Raw genomic sequence first — 18,612 nt, 5'->3', positions numbered from 1 at the left:
TTGTCAGGAAAGTCGGCGGAGAGATTGTCCGCGTCAACGTGGTAAACGAAGTCTGAAGCGCTGTGCAAGTAGCGCCAGTATTGAGTTGAGTTCAAGGTAATTTCTATGCGCTATTTCACAATGGTCATTGTGGATGAACGCGAATGATTGAGAGGCGTGCAACGCAGCGTCACCGTGTTTTCAAGGGGGGCAGGATCACCTTTGAAAATAGCGGAATCGCATGCACGGTGAGAAACATATCGACCGGCGGCGCTGCCGTCGATCTTGACGGCCCCGCAACGCTGCCGCAGAGCTTCAAGCTATCGATTTCGTGCGACAATTTCGTGCGGACTTGCCGCCCCGTGTGGCGCAGCGACAAGCGCGTCGGCCTTGCTTTCGTGCAATAGCACGCGCGATGTGAACCATCGTTCGCATCGCATCCACAACACGATCATGAGTGCGTGATACGACGGCGGCGACGCCAGCGCAGGCTTGCGATCACAAGCGCGACGACCGAGAGCGCGATCACTGAGGACGCCGCAAGAAATCGTCCGCCGGGACGATCGATGGTGCGCGACCATAGCGACGGTGCCTCGCCCGGGCGCGCCAGGCGAAACGCAACGACGCTGTCGCCGATCGAAGTGCCTGCCTCGGAGTGGCCGCCGGCGCCGATCGCGACATATTGCTCGCCCTGCCAGAGATAGGTCATGGGATTGGCGACACCCGGGACCGGCAACCGGCCCTGCCACAGCTCCCTGCCGCTCCGCGCATCGAAGGCGCGCAAATAGGCGTCCATCGCTCCGGTGAAGACGAGCCCGCCTGCGGTGACCGCGAGCCCGTTGACGAGCGGCGCGCCCCACGGCAGCGGCACGCCGAGCGGTGCAAGATCCTCGGTGGTGCCGACCGTCGAACGCCAGAGGATTTTTCCGGCTTTCAGATCGACCGCGACCATCTCGCCCCAGGGCGGCTTGTTGCAGAGCAAGCCGAGCGGCGACGTCACCACCGCGCGCGTCATCGCGAACGGCGTGCCACGCTGCTGGCCGAAATCATGACCGGGCGGCGGATTAAACCCGACAGCTTCCGCGCGCGGGATCAGCTTGACGCGATGCACGGCGCGGCTGGTGTTGACGTAGAGGATCTGGCTGACCGGATCGAAGGCCGCACTGCCCCAGTTCACTCCGCCACCGGTGAACGGAAACAACAGCGTGCCCTGCCTCGAAGGCGGCGTGAACAGGCCCTCATTGTGCGCCTCCGCGAATTGCCGCTCGCAGGACGAGCGACGCAGCGCAGGCAATAGCGCGAGCGCATCATCGGTCGAGATCGTCTGTGACGTCAGCGCGGGCACGTGCGTCGGGAACGGCTGGGTCGGCGACAATTTTTCTCCTTCCGCGCCGTCCTGCGGCACGGCGCGCTCCTCGACGGGCCACACCGGCTTGCCGCTGTCGCGATCGAGCACGAAGACAAACCCCTGCTTGGTCGGCTGGATCACGACATCGCGCTGGCCGTCACCCGTGTCGAGGCGCGCCAGCGTCGGTTGCGCAGCCAGATCGTAGTCCCAGACGTCGTGATGCACGATCTGAAAGGCCCATACGAGTTCGCCGGTCTCGATGTGCAGCGCGACCACCGAATTGGCGTGCTCGTTGTTGCCCGGCCGCTTGCCGCCCCAGAAATCCGGCGAGGGCGACGACGTCGGCAGGAATACGAGTCCGCGCGTGCCATCGACCGACATCGGCGCCCAGACATTGGCGTGACCGGCTTCGATGCCTTCGCGCTTGAGCGGCTCGAAGGTCCAGCGTGGCTGGCCGCTGCGCGCATCGAACGCTCGCACCACGCCGCTCGGCGCGTCGACGCGGCGGTTGTCGCCGATCGCAGATCCGACCACGACGACACCGCGGCCGACCGCCGGCGGCGAGGTGATCTGGAATTCGCCGGGCCATTCCAGGGGCATTCCGATATCGAGCTCGATCTCCCCGCCATTGCCAAAACCGGCACAGGGAACGCCTGTCTTCGCATCGAGCGCGATCAGGCGGACGTCGTTCGTGCCCATGAAGACGCGCGAGCGGCAGGCGGCATCCGGCGGCGCCGTGTCGTCGAGCCAATAGGTGACGCCGCGGCAGACATAGCGATTGGCGGGACGCTGGTTGATCGCGATCTTCGGATCGTAGCGCCATTTCTGCGCGCCCGTCCCGGGATCGAGCGCGATGACCTCATTGAAGGGCGTGCAGAAGATCAGGCTGCCTTCGACGAACAGCGGTGTCGCCTGGAATTTGGTTCGCCGCATCAGCTCGGGCGAGCGTGCCGTGAGATCGCCGGTGTGATATTCGAAGGCGCGGACGAGTTGGCCTACATTGCCCGGCGAGATTTCCCGCAATGGCGAGAAGCGCGAACCGCCGGGATCGCTGCCCCAGCTCTCCCAGGCGAAGCATGGCGGCACGGCAAACAACAGGAGCGTAACAAATGCGGCCGCAACGTGCAGGTGGATCCGCAACGCCCGCCTCGTTCTATTTCGACTTCTTGGCTTGCTCGCTGGAGCGGGCCCCGCCCCACGGATCGTACTTTTCCTTGGGCTCGGGAATGCGCTCGAGCGCGGCCTTGTAGGCCTTTTCGTCGACCTTGGGCTTGTTGTCCGCCTTGGCGTCGTTGCCATGGCGCTTGCTGCCGGCGCCCATCTGCGCCTGAGCCACGCTCCCCGCCAGCGCCAGCACCGCGGCCGCTATCACCACAATCCTCATGAATGCAACCCCCTCGCCTGGGGTACAAACTAGCCTGCAATTCCGTAATAGCAAATGCCGCGGGTTCCAAGACTTCAGCAAATCTTGATCGGGCGGGACTTCGCCCGATCGCATTCGTGCCTATGTGTTGGCCCGCAGGGGGGGACCTTCACGGATGTTGCGGATCATTGCTCATGCGGCGCTGCTCGCCGGCGCGCTCGCACTCGGTGCCTGCGGCTTTGCCGACAGCCGCGCGCCGGTGCCCGAGTTCATGCGCATGAAGGAAGCCGAGCAACCGCCACCCGAGCCGGCCCCCGACGTCAAGCGCGTGGTGCGCGAGCAGATCGACGTGGTCTTCCTGAACACGTCCTATCCGCGCGAGGTGCACGTCGCCCCGCCCCGCCCCACCGCGAGGTGCGAGGACCGGGCTGGACGGCCTGCGTCCGCGCGCAGCTCACCTCCGCGACCGGAACGTCGCTGGGCGCCCAGACCTACATCGTGACCATCGCCGGCGGAAGGGTCGTCGACCGCCGGCGTGCGGAAGCCGACGACATCTGCGGGACCGAGACTTACCAGCCGATTTAGGAACAAATCGCTCTAACGAAGCTGAGGTTCCGGGGAAAAACCAGCATCGCCGACGGGAACGATCACCGCCTCCCCTTCTTGTTACCGCCGAGGGCAGTTTCGAGGAGGACATGATGAGGACGTTGACTATTGCGCTGTTGGCGGGCGTCGGTGCTTTGGCAGCCGCATCGGGTGCGAAGGCTTCCGACATCTACACGAGCAGCGAGTACACCAATCCGGATCTCGTCCAACAGGTACGACTTGTCTGCGACGACGCCGGCCGCTGCTATCGCACGCGCAGCGGTTCGCGTGTGATCGTGCGCGATTCCTATAACTACATGCCGCGCGAACGCTATTATGAACGTCGGACTTATCATCGCGATTGGGATGACGGCCCGCGCGCCGGCGTCGGCATTCGCACACCCGGCGTCAGCGTCGGCGTGGGCGTCGGCGACGACCGCTGGTAGTCGACGAAGGCTTGATGGCCGGGACCGGACGAGACAACTCGCCCGGTCCCGTTCGTATGATCGTATCGAATGACCGCAACTAGGCGACAACCGATTGCTGCTGAAATTGCTCGTAGGCCGCGATCGCGTCCGCAGCATACATCAGCGACGGGCCGCCGCCCATGTAGACCGCCATGCCGAGCGTCTCCTCGACCTCCTGACGCGTCGCGCCGAGCTTGACGAGCGCTTCGGTGTGAAAGCCGATGCAGCCGTCGCAATGCGCAGCGACGCCAAGCGCCAGCGCGATCAGCTCCTTCGTCTTCTTGTCGAGCGCGCCGTCGTGCGTGGCCGCCTGAGCGAGTGCGGCAAATCCCTTCATGGTATCGGGAATGTCGCTCCGCAGCTTGCGCATGTTGGCCGAGATTTGCCGCGTGATCTCGGGATAATTCTTGTCCATGATTTACTCTCCGGGTTACTTCAGGTCTCGAGCGGATCGGCAGGGGTGACGAAGCGCGTCAGCGACGGCAAACGGGCGATGAAGCGCGCCAGCACCATGCCGACACTCATCGCCGCGACGAAGATCACGGCGGACGCCGATCCAAAGCCGAGCGCGGTCAGCGCCGGTCCCGGACAGAAGCCTGCCAGTCCCCAGCCGATGCCGAAGATCGCGGGACCTGCGATAATCCTGGGATCGATGTCCCTTCGCGTGGGAAGATAAAACCGTTCAGCGAAGAACGGACGCGCGCGCCTCAGGACGCGCTTGAAGCCGATGAAGGTCACCGCGACCGCACCGGCCATCACGAAGGCAAGGCTCGCATCCCACGTCCCCGCCGAAATGCCGCCGATGTCGAGGAAGTTCAGAACCTTGGCCGGGTTCGACATGCCGGACACGACGAGGCCGAGACCGAAGATCAAGCCGACGACGAATTGAACCAGGATGGCCATCGGCGTCAGTTCCAGTGCCGCATCACGAAGACCGTCGCAACGCCGGTCGCCATGAAAGTGATGGTCGCAACCAGTGAGCGCGCCGAGAGCCGCGACAGGCCGCAGACGCCATGGCCGGAGGTGCAGCCACTGCCCCACACCGAACCGAAACCGGTAAGCAACCCGCCGAGGATCAAAACGGCCGGCCCGGCCGCGATCGTCTGCGCCGGAAGACTTCCGGTGACGAACAGCACCAGCATGGGTGCGGCGACGAGACCGGCGACGAAGGCGAGCCGGCCGGCGAACTCGCCGTCCTCGTAAGGCGGAAACAGCCGAGCCGCGATGCCGCTGACGCCGGCGATGCGTCCGTTCGCCCACATCAGCAGAACGGCGGACAACCCGATCAGCGCACCGCCGACGAGGGAGGCGATCGGCGTAAATGATGTCGAAACCATCAGACCCTCCGCATCGAGAGCACCTTCAGGAACCCTCGCACAAACGATTTAGTCCTTTCTTATTTTCGAATATACTAATATATGGCATCCATGAAGCGCAAGCCCCGGAATCAAGAATTGCTCGCTCTGGAGGAGAAGGCCGAGGAGGCCTCCCGCCTCCTCGCCGCCATGGGCAACCCAAAACGGCTCCTGGTTCTCTGCAACATGCTGGATGGCGAAAAGTCCGTCGGCGAGCTCGCCGACATCGCGGGCCTGTCGTCGGCGGCACTATCCCAGCATCTCGGAAAGATGCGCGCATTGAGCCTGATCAAACCCAGACGGGACGGTCAGACGATATACTACAGCATCGCGAGCCAGGAGGTCCGCTCGGTGCTGGAGACTCTGTACCGCCTCTTCTGCGCACCGGAATAGGTCTTCGCTGGCAATAACGCCGGGAGCGCGGCATGACCGACGATACCTTCATCGAGGGACCTCTCTACGAGAAGCGCAAGAAGGTCTATCCGCAGTCGGTTCGCGGGCCCTTCCGCCGCATCAAATGGGCGATCCTCTGCGTCACGCTCGGCACCTATTATCTGCTGCCGTTCGTACGCTGGAATCGCGGCCCGGGCCTGCCGGATCAGGCCGTGCTGATCGACTTCCCGCATCGCCGCTTCTATTTTTTCTTCATCGAGCTGTGGCCGCAGGAAGTGTACTACTTCACCGGTCTGCTGATCATCGCGGCGATGACGCTGTTCCTGATGAACGCGGTCGCAGGCCGGCTGTGGTGCGGCTACATGTGTCCGCAGACGGTGTGGACCGATCTGTTCTACGCGGTGGAGCGCTGGGTCGAGGGCGACCGGCGCGAGCGCATGCAGGGCGACAAGCGCGGCTGGACATTCGAGCACATCCGAAAAGTTGCGCTGAAGCACTTCCTCTGGATCATGATCGCCTGGTGGACCGGCGGCGCCTGGGTGCTCTATTTCGCCGATGCGCCGACGCTGGTGAAGGAGCTCGCGACCTTGCAGGCGCCATTCATCGCCTATCTCTGGATCGGCATCCTGACTGCCACGACCTACCTCTTCGCAGGCCACGCCCGCGAGCAGATGTGCATCTACATGTGCCCGTGGCCCCGCATCCAGGCGGCGCTGACCGACGAATGGGCGCTCAACGTCACCTATCGCCGCGACCGCGGCGAGCCGCGCATGTCGGTGAAGAAGGCGGAAGTCGCCCGCGCCCATGGCGACGTCGCCGGCGACTGTGTCGACTGCCACCAGTGCATCAATGTCTGCCCGACAGGCGTGGATATCCGCCATGGAATCCAGCTCGGCTGCATCCAGTGCGGCCTGTGCATCGATGCCTGCGACAACGTCATGCGCGAGATCGGTCGGCCCGCCGGCCTGATCGGCTACGACACCGACATCAACATGCAACGCCGGCGCGACGGCAAGCCGCCGATCCATCGGATCATCCGCCCGCGCACGCTGATCTATGCCGCGGCAATTGTCATCGTCGGCAGCATCATGCTCTACGCGCTCGCGACGCGCGCGACCATGGACGTCAACGTGCTGCACGAGCGCAATCCCCTCTTCGTTCAGCTCTCGGATGGCGGGGGGGCGCAACGACTATATCGTGCGCATCCTCAACAAGGGCGCAGAACGATCGTTTGTGCTCGAGGTCTCCGGACTGCCCGGCGCGACCATTCGCGTCGCCGGCATCGAGACCGGGCCGGACGGCAAGCCGGTCGTCGCGGTCGGGCAGGATCAAACCCGGGAGGTGCGCTTATCCGTGCAGGTCGGCCCGGCACATTTGCCACAGACGTCCCGCGACATCGACATCGCGATCACGGACACCGCTGGGGGCCAACGGGCAAGCGCCCGCGACCATTTCGTCCCGGGTGACCGGTAGCAAGCCTCCGGCAACGCACCGACAGCTCGCCACCGCTCAGATGCTCAACGAGACGTTAACACTACCGCTCGAATTGAGGCAGCGTCCCAACGGTATTTTCCAATCTTTACGCTAAGCATGGGCGTAACGCGGCCTTGGCCCGCGTGAACGGGGACGGGACGTGGTCGACATCGCGCAGCAGGCAGCGGTCAATCCAGCATCGGCAAGGGATGCCGCACGCGCGCGCGTTCCGCTCACCTCCATCGACCCCGGTCAATGGCGTGCGCTCGCGCAACGCACGGTCGAGCCGAACGGCTATTACCTGCCGGGCTGGGCGCTCGCCGTCAGCGCGACCGCGCGCGGCCGCACCGGGGCCTCAGCGCTTGCTGCATTCGACGCATCTTCGACGCGCCTGGTCGGGCTGATGCCGGTGATCTCGCTCTGGCGCGCCTGGAAGATTCCCCTGCCCGCGCTGGTGAGCGCGAATCCCTATGGCACGCTGTGCAGCCCACTGATCGACCGTGACGCCCCGATCGAGGCCGCCACGCGTCTGTTGCAGCAGGCGCGCGAGGCCGGAGCCCATGCGCTCGTGCTGAATGACGTCGCGCTCGACGGCGCTGCGATGACCGCCCTCAACCAGGTTCTGAATCGCGACGGCCTGAAGCCGCGCGTGCTCAGCTCCTACGTCCGTGCCAGCCTTGATGCGACGCAAGACGGCGAGACGCTCTTGCGCGAGGCGCTCGGCGCCAGGAAGCTCAAGGAGCTGCGCCGCCAGCGCCATCGGCTCGAAGAAAATGGCCCCGTCCTGTTCGAGGTCGCGCGAGGGCGCGACGAGATCGGGCCCGCGCTCGAAACGTTCCTGCAACTCGAGGCCAGCGGCTGGAAGGGCGAGCGCGGCACCGCGCTGATCCAGCATGCGGGCGATGCGACCTTTATCCGCCGCGCTGTCGCGGCGCTGGCGGAAACCGCGCAATGCGAGATCATCACGCTACGTGCCGGCATGACGCCGGTCGCCGCCGGCGTCGTGCTGCGCCATCAGGACCGCGCCTTCTTCTTCAAGCTCGGCATCGACGAGCATTTTGCAAAATATTCGCCCGGCGTGCAGCTCACGCTCGACCTCACCCGCCATCTCTGCGCCGATCCGGCCATCGCCAGCGCGGATTCGATGGCGAGCGCCGATCACCCCATGATCAATCCGATCTGGCGGGGACGCTTCGCGATCGGTGACGTGCTGATCCCGCTGCGGCGGAATGATCCGGTCGTCGCGCTCATTCATGCTGCGCTTGCCGGCCTCAACGTCGCGCACCAAGCCGCGCGACGGGTGGTCCATCGGCTCCGCAAATAAGGGAAAGCTACTCCGCCGCCTGCGCGTTGATCTCCGCCGAGACCTGGCGGATGGCGCGCGCCAGCAGGTTCGGGTCCTGCGCGCCGGAGACGGCGTATTTCTGTGCGAACACATAGGTCGGCACGCCGGAGATGCCTTTCTCGGCGGCCTCCTGCGCGTCCGCCGAAACGCGCGCGACGTCCTGGTCGGTGGTAAGGCGCTTGCGCACATCGTCGGCATCGAGGCCGATGTCGGCGGCCGCCTGCACCAGCACGTTCACGTCGGTGAGGTCGCCGCCGTCGCGGAAATAGAGCTCCATCAGGCGCTGCTTCATCTCGGGCGCCTTGCCGATCGACTCGGCCCAGAGGATCAGGCGATGGCAGTCGGTCGTGTTGGGCTGGCGCGCCACCATCTCGGGCCGGTAGACGAGGCCCTCCTCGCTCGCGGCTGCGACGACGCGCCCGGCAATGCCCTTGTAGGCCTCGACCGAGCCGAACTTCTTGGTGAGATAATCCTCACGGCTGATGCCCTCGCGCGGCACCCAGGGATTGAGGAAGAAGGGCCGGAAATTGAGCTTCACGGGCACGTCGGGCACCAGCGCCAGCGCGCTCTCGATCCGGTGCTTGCCGATATAGCACCAAGGGCACACCACGTCGGAGACGACGTCGATCTGGAGCGGTTTCAGCGTGCTCATGTCAGGCGCCTCCTTGGCGGTAAAGGTTGGCCCAAAGATAAGCCGAACCTGCCCCGAGGCAAGGGCGCTACGTCATAGCTGCCGCGATCTGCTTCAGCCGGTCGGCGGTGCGCTCGTCGGCCGGGAAGAACGTCTCCAGCGCCAGCTCCGACAGCGTGATGTCCACGGGCGTACCGAACACCATGGTGGTGGAGAAGAAACTTAGTATCTCTCCGCCATGACGCAGCTTGAAGGGAATTGCGACATTGTCGCTCGACAGCGGCGCCGCGCGCGCCGGGATGGGGTAGCTCTTGAGATCGTTATAGAGCTTGATCAATTCAGGGTCGGCCGTGGCCTCGCATTGCCGGTGCAGCCGCTCCAAGAGATGCCCGCACCATTCCGCGAGATTGACGGTGCGCGGCGCCAGCGCCTCCGGATGGAACGCGAGCCGCAGTACGTTGAAGGGCTGGCCGAGCAGGTGCTGCGGGATGCCGTCGAGCAGCGGCGCCACCATGCGATTGGCCGACACCAGGTTCCAATGCCGGTCCACCGCCAAGGCCGGATTGGGCTCATGCGCCCTGAGGACGAGGTCGATCGCCTGGCGGGCTGATTTCAAGGCGGGATCCTCCAGCGGGCGCTGCGGGAACGCCGGCGCATAGCCGGCCACGACCAGCAGCACGTTGCGTTCACGCAAGGGCACGTCGAGACGCTCGGCGAGCCTGAGCACCATGTCGCGCGAGGGCGCAGCGCGCCCGGTCTCGACGAAGCTCAAGTGCCGCGCCGATATCTCGGCTTCGCCGGCGAGATCGAGCTGGCTCATGCGACGGCGCTGCCGCCATTCGCGCAAATGGTCGCCGATATGGACCGGCTGGCTGTGTTCGGCGCGTGCCGTGGATGCATGTGCGTTCATGATCGAAAACCTAGCACGCCGATTTCGGCCCTTCCATTACCCGTGAGGTAATCGAATTGGGGCGCGGACGTGCGCATCTTCGGTCGCAACAGGAGATGACCATGATCGCGCTGCTGCTTTACCGGACCATCGCAGACCACGTCTTGCCCTGGGCCATGGCCTTCGCAACCCGGATGCTGGCGCGCAGCCTCAACATGCCGGAGCCGCTCGTGCATTCGACCGGTGACTATGTCGTCGCGCAGGTCATCGCCTTCGAGCACGGCGTCGGCAGGAGCCTCTGCCCGTTCCGCCTCGCCCGCCTGCTCCGCGCCTGGTGGCGCGGATTGCGGTGATTTCCCCCGACCTCAACCAAGGAGAACCACGATGATCGAAGCATCCACTTTCCTGCGCCGTGCACTGCTCGCCGACGCCGTCTTCAGCGGCATCGCTGCCCTCGGTTTCACCTTCGGTGCAGGCGCGTTCGCCCCGTTGTTCAACCTACCGGAAGCGCTGCTGCGTGAGACCGGCCTGTTCCTGATCGCCTACACCGCGCTGGTCGGCTGGCTCGCCGCGCGTGCATCCGTGTCCAAGGCGCTCGTGCTGCTGGTCGTGATCGGCAACGCGGCCTGGACAGCCGGCAGCATCGCGCTGCTGCTTTCGGGCGCGGTGTCGCCGAACCTTGCGGGCGAGCTGATGGTCGTGGCCCAGGCGATTGCGACCGGCGTGTTCGCCGAGCTGCAATATGTGGGTTTGCGGAGGAGCGGAAGTGCGGTGGCGGCGTGAGGCCACATACAGGCTGTCGTCGCCCGGCTCGATCGGGCGCCCAGTATTCCAGAGACAGCGAAGGGATACAGAGGAGCCGCGGCGTACTGGATGCCCCGGTCAAGCCGGGGCATGACAGCTGAGGTAAAAGCCTATGCTCAGGCCCGCGCGCGGTCGTTCGCCTTGCCGAGGGCGTGACCGTTGAGCTTCTTCTTTTTGGCGGCCTTGTTCTTCGGACTCTTGGCGCCAGCCTTCGTGGCCTGGCGCTCGGTCCGCGCCTTCGCCTTGGCGCGTTCGACCCGCGCCTCGGCGCGCAGCTTCTTGCGCTTCTTCTCGCAGGAGTCGCACTTGCAGCCGATCGGCTTCAGATAGGCTTTGAAATAGTCGGTGCCGTAGTCGTAGTTGATCTCGTCGCCCGGCTCGATGTTCTTGATGGCGCGGATGAAGACCTTGCGCTCGCGCGGGCGAACGTCGGACTCGGCGTTGGGCCGGCAGGAATGATTGATGTAGCGGGCGAAGTTCTTGCGCACCGATCCGTCGATGGTCCAGCGGCCGTTGAGCTCGAACAGATATTTGTTCTCGATCTCGTCGTGCGCCGGAATCCGCGAGTCCAGGATCGGCCCGAAATAGCGGATGATTCGGGTTCCCTTCTTGATCGGCTTGGTGGCGAAAAGGCCGAGCCCGGTTTTGGAGCGGCCGACGCGATAAGGTTTGTTCGAAGAGATGGCTGGCATGATCAAGAGAAAAAGGACGAACGAGGCTGGATGACCCAAGCGAAGCCGTTCTTCTAGAACGATTCCGCGCCGCTGTCAGGTGCCTGATGGCGCTTTTGAACCTTGCCCACAATCAAGGCGTCCGATGCTACGAAGTTCCAGCTACATCGAAGCGTCATCATGATTCGTATCGCGAACGCCAATAACCTAAGTCGCGATGACGATTCATCCTAATCTCATCGCGCTTTAGGCTCTACAGCCGCTACACGGGAAGTTTCGTGGTCACAGGCGCCGTCAGCATCGCCTCGAGCAGCCGTTCGGCCGTCGTGCCCTCGGGCAGCCGCTCCAAAATATCCTTGAGCCGCCCGTCGAGCAGAAGTGTGGTGAAGCCGTGCACCATCGACCAGGCGCGAGCGATCGCGGCGCCCTGGTTCAGCGTCAGCGCGTCTTCGCTGATCTGCTCCTGCCGCATCATGCCGATCGCATTGGCAAGCCCGGCGAAGGAGGCCTCGGCCGCCTCGTGCAGCGAGGGCCTCGAATAATCGAGCCGTTCGGTGCGGAACATGATGCCGTACATGCCGGGATGGGCCTGCGCATAGGCAACATAGGCCTTCGGCCGCGCCAGCGCGCGCTCGAGCGGCGTGGTGGCAGCATCGCAGGACGAGGCCATCGCGGCGTTGAACTGGCGGAATCCCACGGCCGCAAGCTCGCTGAGCAGCCCGGTGAGGTCGCCGAAATGATGGGTCGGCGCAGCGTGCGAGACGCCCGCCTCGCGCGCCACCGCGCGCAAAGTCAGGCCGGCAAGCCCGTCGCGCTCCAGCACCCGTTCGGCGGCCTGCAGCAACGCCTCGCGCAAGGCGCCGTGGTGATAGGGTGTCTCGGTCTTCGCAGCCGCCGGGCGCCGCGTGAGACGCGGGGACGCACGCGAGGCCGACGATGTCTTCTTCGGGGGACTCACGCCGTGCGCGGCCCTAGTTTCGCTCTTTCCCATGGACAAGCTATAGGGCGCAATATTGACAGTGTAAAGATTTCGCTTGACCGGAACGGCAATTAGCGTTATCCGATCTTTACGATGTAAAGATAGGGAAGGATACGCCGTGCAGCAGGACGCCGTCACCGAGCGCCGCAACAACATCGCGCCGATCCCGTTCGAGGCCGACGCGCCATTCCTCAATATCATCGGCGAATTGCCGCGCGAGCTGAACGGCACGCTCTATCGCAACGGCCCCAATCCGCAGTTCTCTTCGCCCGGCGCACACTGGTTCGTAGGCGATGGCATGCTGCACGCCTTCCACCTGGAGGACGGACGCGCCAGCTATCGCAACCGCTGGATCCGTACGCCGAAATGGCTGGCCGAGCACGACGCCGGCCGCGCCTTGTTCGGCGGCTTCGGCCGCAAGCTGCCGGATGCACCGGCGAACCTGACTGACGGCGGCGTCGCCAACACCAACATCATCTTCCATGCCGGAAAGCTGCTGGCGCTGGAAGAAGCGCACCTGCCGACCGAGATCGAGCCTGGCACGCTGGCGACGCGCGGCTACCACAATTACCAGGGCCGCATCGCCGGCAGCTTCACGGCGCACCCGAAGATCGATCCCACGACCGGCGAACTGGTGTTCTTCGGCTACAATGCCGCCGGACCGTTGACGCCTGCCCTCTCCTACGGATCGATCGATGCGTCCGGAAAGGCGACGCGCTTCGAGCGATTCGAGGCGCCCTATGCCAGCATGGTGCATGACTTCATCGTCACCGCGAACCATGTGCTGTTTCCGATCCTCCCGATCACAGGCAGCATGGAGCGCGCGATGAGTGGACGGCCGCCCTATGCCTGGGAGCCGGACAAAGGCGCCTATGTCGGCGTGATGAAGCGCAACGGCACGGCAAAGGACATCGTCTGGTTTCGAGCTGAGGCCTGCTACGTCTTCCACGTCATGAATGCGTGGGAGGACGATCACCGCATCATCGCCGACGTCATGCAGTTCGAGGAGGCGCCGCTGTTTCCGCATCCCGACGGCCGGCGACGGATCCGGAGAAGTCGCGTGCCCGCCACTGCCGCTGGACGTTCGATCTCTCGGGCAATACCGACCGCTTCGAGCAGACCTATCTCGACGATCTCACCGGCGAATTCCCCCGCATCGACGATCGCCGCGCCGGGCTGAAGAGCCGCCACGGCTGGTACGCCTGCGCCAATCCGAGGCTGCCGATGTTCGGCGCGCTCTCGGGCGTCGTCCACGTCGACGGCAACGGCAAACGGCTCGGCCATTATCTGCTGCCGGCCGGCGACACCATCTCCGAGCCGGTGTTCGTCGAGAGGTCGAACGATGCCGCCGAGGGCGATGGCTGGCTGCTCGCGGTGGTCTGGCGCGCGCGGGAGAACCGCAGCGACCTCGCCGTGTTCAACGCCACCGATGTCGAGGCCGGTCCCGTCGCGCTGGTGCAACTCGGCCACCGCGTCCCCGACGGCTTTCACGGCAATTGGGTGGGAGCGGCGTAGTTCGCGTAGCCGCGGGATGACGGAAAGAGGAGTTTCACGTGCACATGCCCTCGATCACCGCGGACTGCCTCGCCGTCCTCGTCCTGGCCTGCGCCGCACTCGCATTCCAGACGATCCGGCTGCGGCGAAGCGGCCTTACCTTCTTCAACGGCGGCATCGTGCTCGCCATCGGCCTTTTGATCGCCTCCGCGCTGCCGATCCTGTCGCACCTGCCCTGGGCGGAATTGGCCGATGAGGCCTCCGACCAAGCCGTTGCAGCACTTCATCTTCTAGAAGTCGCCTACGTCATTTTGACACTGTAAAGATTTCGCTTGACCCGAGATCGCGCCCGGATTACTTATCTTGACATTGTAAAGATATGAACCCGACCGAGGCGGCTCATGGCGATTTTCCTGATCCTCGCGCCCTACGGCGCCTTCGCGTTGCTGATGCTGGTGACCTCCGCCACGATCAGCGTGTTTGCGGCCTCTGCAATCTGCCTCGCCACGGTCGCAATCGACGTCATGCGCGGCCGCTCGGTGAAGATCCTGGCCGCGGGCTCGGCGATCGTGTTCGCCGCAATCGGCCTCTATCTCGCGCTGCTCGATCCCGCGCTCGGCACGCTCGGCGTCAAGCTGTCGGTCGATCTCGGCATCTTCGTCATCTCACTCGGCTCGATGCTGGTCCGCCGCCCCTTCACGCTGCAATATGCGCTTGAAGCGGTCCCGGCCGAAACCGCGGCGATGCCTGGCTTCCTCTCCGCCAATTACGTCATAACCGGCGCCTGGACCGCAGCCGCGCTGTTGATGGCAGGCGCCAATCTCGTGCTACTCTACGTCCCCGCGCTGCCGCTCTGGTCGAGCCTTGCGGTCGCCTTCGCCGCCCGCAACAGCGCAATGTACTTCACAAAGTGGTATCCCGAGTATCGCCAGATCAAGTACGGTACGCCCGCCCGCGCATTGCCCAACGACCGCTGAACAGGATCGACGATGAAGAGCGTATTCGCCCGCCTCGCCTCCGACTTCCTTTCGGCCATCGTCTTCCTGGTCATCTACCTCATCACCGACAACGTCGTCCTGGCGACATCGGTGGCGATTGCCGGTGCAATCGCGCAGGTGATCTATGCCCGCGTCAAGGGACGAGAGCTCAACTACATGACCTATGCGAGCCTCGCGCTCGTCGTCGTACTGGGCGCGATCACGCTCCTGACCAATGATCCCCGCTTCATGCTGGCAAAGCCCGCGATCGCGCATTTCGCGATCGGCCTCATCATGCTCAAGCGCGGCTGGATGCTGCGCTACATGCCGCCGATCGTCGTCGAGACTGTTCCGGAATATGTGACGGCTGCGGGCTATGCCTGGGCGGTGCTGATGTTCGTGATCGGCGTCGGCGTGATCGCCGTCGCATCGACCGGCGATCTGAAGCTGTGGGCGCTCTACCTGACGGTGATCGCAGGCGGTGCCAAGATCCTGGCCTTTGCCGTGCAATACGTCGTTCTTCGCCTCATCGTCACCAGCCGCCGGCGCGCCGCTGCCCGCGCCTAAAGCGCGATGTGACCGCGCTTTAGGTTGTTGTTTGAGCATGATCTTTTCGGAAAACCGCTACACACTTTTCCGGATCATGCTTCTATGCCTCCAATGCAGCGTTAGGCAGGAGCTGCGAGTTGGGTTATAGGCTCGCCCAGGACTGGCCGCGGATCGTCGCAGCCCGCCGGGTTTTTGGGAGACAGGAATGGCCGTGGACGGCAACTGGAATCTGACCATGACGACGCCGATGGGCGAGCGCCAGGCGACACTGAGCCTGAAGGCTGCGGACGGCGCGCTCACAGGCACGCAAGGCGCGGAAGGTAATACCGCCGAGATTTTCGACGGCACCGTCTCTGGCGACAACGTCTCCTGGAAGGTCTCGATCACCAACCCGATGCCGCTCACGCTCGAATTCACCGGCACCGTCTCCGGCGACAGCATCAGCGGCGAGATGGGCATCGGCCCGATGGGCAGCTTCCCGTTCACGGGCGCGCGGGCGTAAGGCCGCGCAGCAATCATGCGCGTGCTCCATCTCATCGCGGCGACGATCCTGTGTGTCGCGACACAAGCGGCGCGCGCGGATGACACCGAACCGGCGTGGCGCGCGAGCGCGCTCGACATGGTGCCGGCGGGTTATGTCGCCGGCACGGCCTACCGCACCGAAGCCTCGACCGGTTACCTCGCCGTCTATCCGGCGACGTGGAATGACCCGAAGTCGCCGGCCAGCGTGTTCGCTGCGCGCCAGACCCTCGTGGTCGCGCTGACGCCGGACGAGAAGCGCGCGGTATCGGCCGAATTGAAGCCGCGCGTCGAGGCCGATGCGGCCGATGACGACGGCGATTATGCAAAGCTCCACGCCGAGCTGGCCGGCAAGCGCGCAACCCTGCCCGAGGGCACCGAGCCCTGCGATCTCGGCGCATGGTCCATCGACAAGGATCCGAACGGCCTCAACGTGCGGGCCGAGCCATCGGTGAAGGCGCGCGTGCTCGGCACGCTGCCGCCGCCGTATCGACTAAAGCTTGGCGGCAGCGAGAACACCCCCGACGGCGGCTGGCTCACCGAATTCCGCATCATCGGTTTCAAGGGCGGCTGGTTTCTGATCGAAGGCGCAAGACCCCCGGGCAAGGACTACGAGGACGAGAAGCGATAACCGCGCAGTGCGCCAAAGCCTTATGCTGGGCGTGGCTGGGTCGCGACCAACAAGGTCGGCGCGAATTTCGCCAACGGCTACACGCGCGCGGGCGGGCTGTTCCAGGCGCCGTTCGTCGACGCCAAATGGATGCCGGCGCAGCGCGAGCTCGGCGGCCCGTTTGACGGTGACGGCGGCCCGAAGCGCCTGCTCGCCTGTAGCGGATATTGGGGCCTCGTCGAGAGCCACGACGGTGTGCGCGGCTGGTGGCGTTCGCTCTGCTCCAACCAGGTCACGAATTGTAGTTAGCGAAACAGAGCGGGGACTGAGCACCGCTCTCGTGTCCCGGACGCGGCGCAGCGCGTAGCGCTGCTCCGCAGAGCCGGGACCCATGCATCGACGATGGACCCCGGATCAGCAGCGCACCGCCATAGCGCGTCGAAGGCGCGCGTGAACGCGCTTATTGGCGCTGCGCAGCGTCCGGGGAAAGTAGCCTCAGCCCAGATTCAACTCCTTGAAGAAGTCATTGCCCTTGTCGTCGATGATGATGAAGGCGGGGAAGTCGACGACTTCGATGCGCCAGATCGCTTCCATGCCGAGCTCGGGATATTCGAGCACCTCGACCTTCTTGATGCAGTGCTCGGCGAGATTCGCCGCAGCGCCGCCGATCGAGCCGAGATAGAAGCCGCCATACTTCTTGCAGGCCTCGCGCACGGCAGGCGCCCGGTTGCCCTTGGCGACCATCACCATCGAGCCGCCGGCAGCCTGGAACTGGTCGACAAAGGAATCCATGCGACCCGCCGTGGTCGGGCCGAACGCGCCGGAGGCGTAGCCGTCGGGCGTCTTGGCCGGGCCGGCGTAGTAGACTGGATGGTTCTTGAAATAGTCCGGCAGCGGCTCGCCCTTCTCCAGCCTCTCGCGCAGCTTGGCATGGGCGGAGTCGCGCGCCACGATCATGGTGCCGGTCATCGAAACCCGGGTCTTGATCGGGTATTTCGAGAAGGTGGCCAGAATGTCCTTCATCGGCTGGTTGAGGTCGATCTTGACGACCTCACCGCCCAGCGACTGCTCGACCTGCGGCAGATATTGCGCCGGGTTGTGCTCGAGCTCCTCGAGATAAATGCCGTCCTTGGTGATCTTGCCCAGCACCTGGCGGTCGGCCGAGCAGGACACGCCAAGCCCGATCGGCAGCGAGGCGCCATGACGCGGCATCCGGATCACGCGCACGTCGTGGCAGAAATATTTTCCGCCGAACTGCGCGCCCACACCCAGGCTTTGCGTCATCTTGTGGATTTCCTTCTCCATCTCGACGTCGCGGAAGGCGTTGCCGTCAGGCGAGCCGTGGGTCGGCAGCGCATCGAGATAGCGGGCGGAGGCGAGCTTCACCGTCTTCATGCAGAGCTCGGCAGAGGTGCCGCCGATCACGATGGCGAGGTGATAGGGCGGGCACGCCGCGGTGCCGAGGGTGAGGATCTTCTCCTTCAGAAACGCGAGCAGCCGGTCCTTGGTCAGGACCGACGGCGTCGCCTGGAACAGAAAGCTCTTGTTGGCGGAGCCGCCGCCCTTCGCCATGAACATGAACTTGTAGGCGTCGTCGCCCTCGGCGTAGATCTCGCACTGCGCCGGCATGTTGTTGGCAGTGTTCTTCTCCTCGTACATCGAGAGTGGCGCGACCTGCGAGTAGCGCAGATTGCGGCGCAAATAGGCATCGCGCGCGCCCTCCGACAGCGCCGCCTCGTCGTCACCATCGGTGATGACGTTGCAGCCCTTCTTGCCCATGATGATCGCGGTGCCGGTGTCCTGGCACATCGGCAACACGCCGCCGGCGGCGATGTTGGCGTTCTTCAAAAAGTCGAGCGCAACGAACTTGTCGTTCGGGCTCGCCTCGCCGTCCTCGAGGATCGAACGGAGCTGCTTCAGATGGCCCGGTCGCAGATAGTGATTGATGTCGCCGAAAGCCGCCTCCGACAGCGCCCGCAGCGCCTCGCGCGACACCACCAGCATGTCCTTGCCCAGGACCTTCTCGACCCTGGCACCCTCGGACGAAATCTTCTTGTAGGGCGTCTCGTCCTTGCCCAGCGGGAACAGCGGAGTGTGCTTGTAGGGCGGAACGGGTTTTGAGGGGTCGGGGAAGGCGGTGGGAGCGTTCATGGGGTCGATCTCGGGTTTTGGGGCCGCGCG

At 64.7% G+C, this 18,612-nt stretch carries 21 protein-coding genes and 3 pseudogenes; 14 read left to right on the top strand and 10 right to left on the bottom strand.

What is annotated here, in order from left to right; all coding sequences use genetic code 11:
• Positions 1 to 143: 143 nt before the first annotated feature.
• A complete protein-coding gene (locus CWO91_RS30510) occupies positions 144 to 386 on the top strand; it encodes a PilZ domain-containing protein (RefSeq protein ID WP_130218934.1) in 243 nt (80 codons plus the stop codon).
• Positions 387 to 430: 44 nt separating this feature from the next.
• Here CWO91_RS30510 and CWO91_RS30505 read toward each other — a convergent pair whose 3' ends face one another.
• Both CWO91_RS30505 and CWO91_RS30500 read right to left on the bottom strand, forming a co-directional pair.
• The gene (locus CWO91_RS30505; RefSeq protein WP_433995588.1) at positions 431 to 2,467 is read right to left on the bottom strand and encodes a pyrroloquinoline quinone-dependent dehydrogenase; all 2,037 of its coding nucleotides are present in this window, start codon (positions 2,465 to 2,467) and stop codon (positions 431 to 433) included.
• 13 nt (positions 2,468 to 2,480) lie between these two features.
• A complete protein-coding gene (locus CWO91_RS30500; protein ID WP_130218932.1) occupies positions 2,481 to 2,711 on the bottom strand; it encodes a hypothetical protein in 231 nt (76 codons plus the stop codon).
• 154 nt (positions 2,712 to 2,865) lie between these two features.
• On the opposite strand from CWO91_RS30500, the gene CWO91_RS30495 reads away from it, so the two are divergent.
• Positions 2,866 to 3,192, top strand: coding sequence for a hypothetical protein (locus CWO91_RS30495; protein ID WP_245471432.1), 327 nt, complete (start codon positions 2,866 to 2,868; stop codon positions 3,190 to 3,192).
• A gap of 193 nt (positions 3,193 to 3,385) precedes the next feature.
• Positions 3,386 to 3,721, top strand: coding sequence for a hypothetical protein (locus CWO91_RS30490; protein ID WP_130218930.1), 336 nt, complete (start codon positions 3,386 to 3,388; stop codon positions 3,719 to 3,721).
• Positions 3,722 to 3,800: 79 nt separating this feature from the next.
• Here the strand turns inward: CWO91_RS30490 and CWO91_RS30485 are convergent, their stop codons facing one another.
• The 3 genes from CWO91_RS30485 to CWO91_RS30475 are packed head-to-tail and all read right to left on the bottom strand — an operon-like array spanning position 3,801 to position 5,079.
• A complete protein-coding gene (locus tag CWO91_RS30485; RefSeq protein ID WP_130218928.1) occupies positions 3,801 to 4,157 on the bottom strand; it encodes a carboxymuconolactone decarboxylase family protein in 357 nt (118 codons plus the stop codon).
• Positions 4,158 to 4,177: 20 nt separating this feature from the next.
• Complete coding sequence (locus CWO91_RS30480; protein WP_130218926.1) at positions 4,178 to 4,645, bottom strand: YeeE/YedE family protein; 468 nt, start codon at positions 4,643 to 4,645, stop codon at positions 4,178 to 4,180.
• 5 nt (positions 4,646 to 4,650) lie between these two features.
• Positions 4,651 to 5,079 carry a YeeE/YedE family protein gene (locus tag CWO91_RS30475; RefSeq protein WP_130218924.1) on the bottom strand — a complete coding sequence of 143 codons (429 nt, stop codon included), beginning with the start codon at positions 5,077 to 5,079 and terminating at the stop codon, positions 4,651 to 4,653.
• Between the two features lie 90 nt (positions 5,080 to 5,169).
• On the opposite strand from CWO91_RS30475, the gene CWO91_RS30470 reads away from it, so the two are divergent.
• The 3 genes and pseudogenes from CWO91_RS30470 (at position 5,170) to CWO91_RS30460 (ending at position 8,287) form a co-directional block, all read left to right on the top strand.
• Complete coding sequence (locus CWO91_RS30470) at positions 5,170 to 5,490, top strand: ArsR/SmtB family transcription factor (RefSeq protein ID WP_130218922.1); 321 nt, start codon at positions 5,170 to 5,172, stop codon at positions 5,488 to 5,490.
• A 32-nt stretch (positions 5,491 to 5,522) separates the two neighbouring features.
• Positions 5,523 to 6,963, top strand: a pseudogene (gene ccoG / locus CWO91_RS30465) (cytochrome c oxidase accessory protein CcoG).
• A gap of 160 nt (positions 6,964 to 7,123) precedes the next feature.
• A complete protein-coding gene (locus CWO91_RS30460; RefSeq protein ID WP_130218920.1) occupies positions 7,124 to 8,287 on the top strand; it encodes a GNAT family N-acetyltransferase in 1,164 nt (387 codons plus the stop codon).
• Positions 8,288 to 8,294: 7 nt separating this feature from the next.
• Here CWO91_RS30460 and CWO91_RS30455 read toward each other — a convergent pair whose 3' ends face one another.
• Together CWO91_RS30455 and CWO91_RS30450 are read right to left on the bottom strand one after the other, a co-directional pair.
• Entirely contained in the window at positions 8,295 to 8,960 is a 666-nt protein-coding gene (locus CWO91_RS30455; RefSeq protein WP_130218918.1) for a DsbA family oxidoreductase, read from the bottom strand.
• A 67-nt stretch (positions 8,961 to 9,027) separates the two neighbouring features.
• Positions 9,028 to 9,849, bottom strand: coding sequence for a helix-turn-helix domain-containing protein (locus CWO91_RS30450; protein ID WP_130218916.1), 822 nt, complete (start codon positions 9,847 to 9,849; stop codon positions 9,028 to 9,030).
• A 101-nt stretch (positions 9,850 to 9,950) separates the two neighbouring features.
• Between CWO91_RS30450 and CWO91_RS30445 the strand changes: the two genes are divergently transcribed.
• Both CWO91_RS30445 and CWO91_RS30440 read left to right on the top strand, forming a co-directional pair.
• Positions 9,951 to 10,181 (top strand): hypothetical protein, encoded by a 231-nt coding sequence (locus CWO91_RS30445; RefSeq protein WP_206734357.1) that lies wholly within the window; start codon positions 9,951 to 9,953, stop codon positions 10,179 to 10,181.
• A gap of 31 nt (positions 10,182 to 10,212) precedes the next feature.
• Entirely contained in the window at positions 10,213 to 10,611 is a 399-nt protein-coding gene (locus CWO91_RS30440) for a hypothetical protein (protein ID WP_130218912.1), read from the top strand.
• Positions 10,612 to 10,748: 137 nt separating this feature from the next.
• On the opposite strand, the gene CWO91_RS30435 is transcribed toward CWO91_RS30440, so the two are convergent.
• Positions 10,749 to 11,324, bottom strand: coding sequence for an SET domain-containing protein (locus CWO91_RS30435; RefSeq protein ID WP_130218910.1), 576 nt, complete (start codon positions 11,322 to 11,324; stop codon positions 10,749 to 10,751).
• A gap of 241 nt (positions 11,325 to 11,565) precedes the next feature.
• Positions 11,566 to 12,294: a TetR/AcrR family transcriptional regulator gene (locus CWO91_RS30430; protein ID WP_130218908.1), complete on the bottom strand. Its 729-nt coding sequence runs from the start codon at positions 12,292 to 12,294 to the stop codon at positions 11,566 to 11,568.
• A gap of 106 nt (positions 12,295 to 12,400) precedes the next feature.
• Between CWO91_RS30430 and CWO91_RS30425 the strand changes: the two are divergent.
• The 6 genes and pseudogenes from CWO91_RS30425 to CWO91_RS30400 all read left to right on the top strand — a co-directional run bounded on the left by CWO91_RS30425 (position 12,401) and on the right by CWO91_RS30400 (position 16,740).
• Positions 12,401 to 13,797 (top strand): annotated as a pseudogene (locus CWO91_RS30425) (carotenoid oxygenase family protein).
• Positions 13,798 to 13,835: 38 nt separating this feature from the next.
• Complete coding sequence (locus CWO91_RS30420) at positions 13,836 to 14,099, top strand: hypothetical protein (RefSeq protein WP_130218906.1); 264 nt, start codon at positions 13,836 to 13,838, stop codon at positions 14,097 to 14,099.
• Positions 14,100 to 14,177: 78 nt separating this feature from the next.
• Complete coding sequence (locus CWO91_RS30415) at positions 14,178 to 14,753, top strand: hypothetical protein (RefSeq protein WP_130218904.1); 576 nt, start codon at positions 14,178 to 14,180, stop codon at positions 14,751 to 14,753.
• A 12-nt stretch (positions 14,754 to 14,765) separates the two neighbouring features.
• Entirely contained in the window at positions 14,766 to 15,320 is a 555-nt protein-coding gene (locus tag CWO91_RS30410) for an inner membrane-spanning protein YciB (protein WP_130218902.1), read from the top strand.
• A gap of 187 nt (positions 15,321 to 15,507) precedes the next feature.
• Positions 15,508 to 15,804: a hypothetical protein gene (locus tag CWO91_RS30405; RefSeq protein WP_130218900.1), complete on the top strand. Its 297-nt coding sequence runs from the start codon at positions 15,508 to 15,510 to the stop codon at positions 15,802 to 15,804.
• Positions 15,805 to 15,819: 15 nt separating this feature from the next.
• Positions 15,820 to 16,740 (top strand): annotated as a pseudogene (locus CWO91_RS30400) (SH3 domain-containing protein).
• Between the two features lie 186 nt (positions 16,741 to 16,926).
• Here CWO91_RS30400 and CWO91_RS30395 read toward each other — a convergent pair.
• A complete protein-coding gene (locus tag CWO91_RS30395; protein ID WP_130218898.1) occupies positions 16,927 to 18,582 on the bottom strand; it encodes a fumarate hydratase in 1,656 nt (551 codons plus the stop codon).
• Between the last annotated feature and the right edge of the window lie 30 nt (positions 18,583 to 18,612).

The organism is Bradyrhizobium genosp. SA-3 (assembly GCF_004212635.1).
Taxonomy (GTDB): Bacteria; Pseudomonadota; Alphaproteobacteria; order Rhizobiales; family Xanthobacteraceae; genus Bradyrhizobium.
The sequence above is the reverse complement of the archived record's forward strand: the minus strand, read 5'-3'. Positions and strand labels throughout refer to the sequence as shown.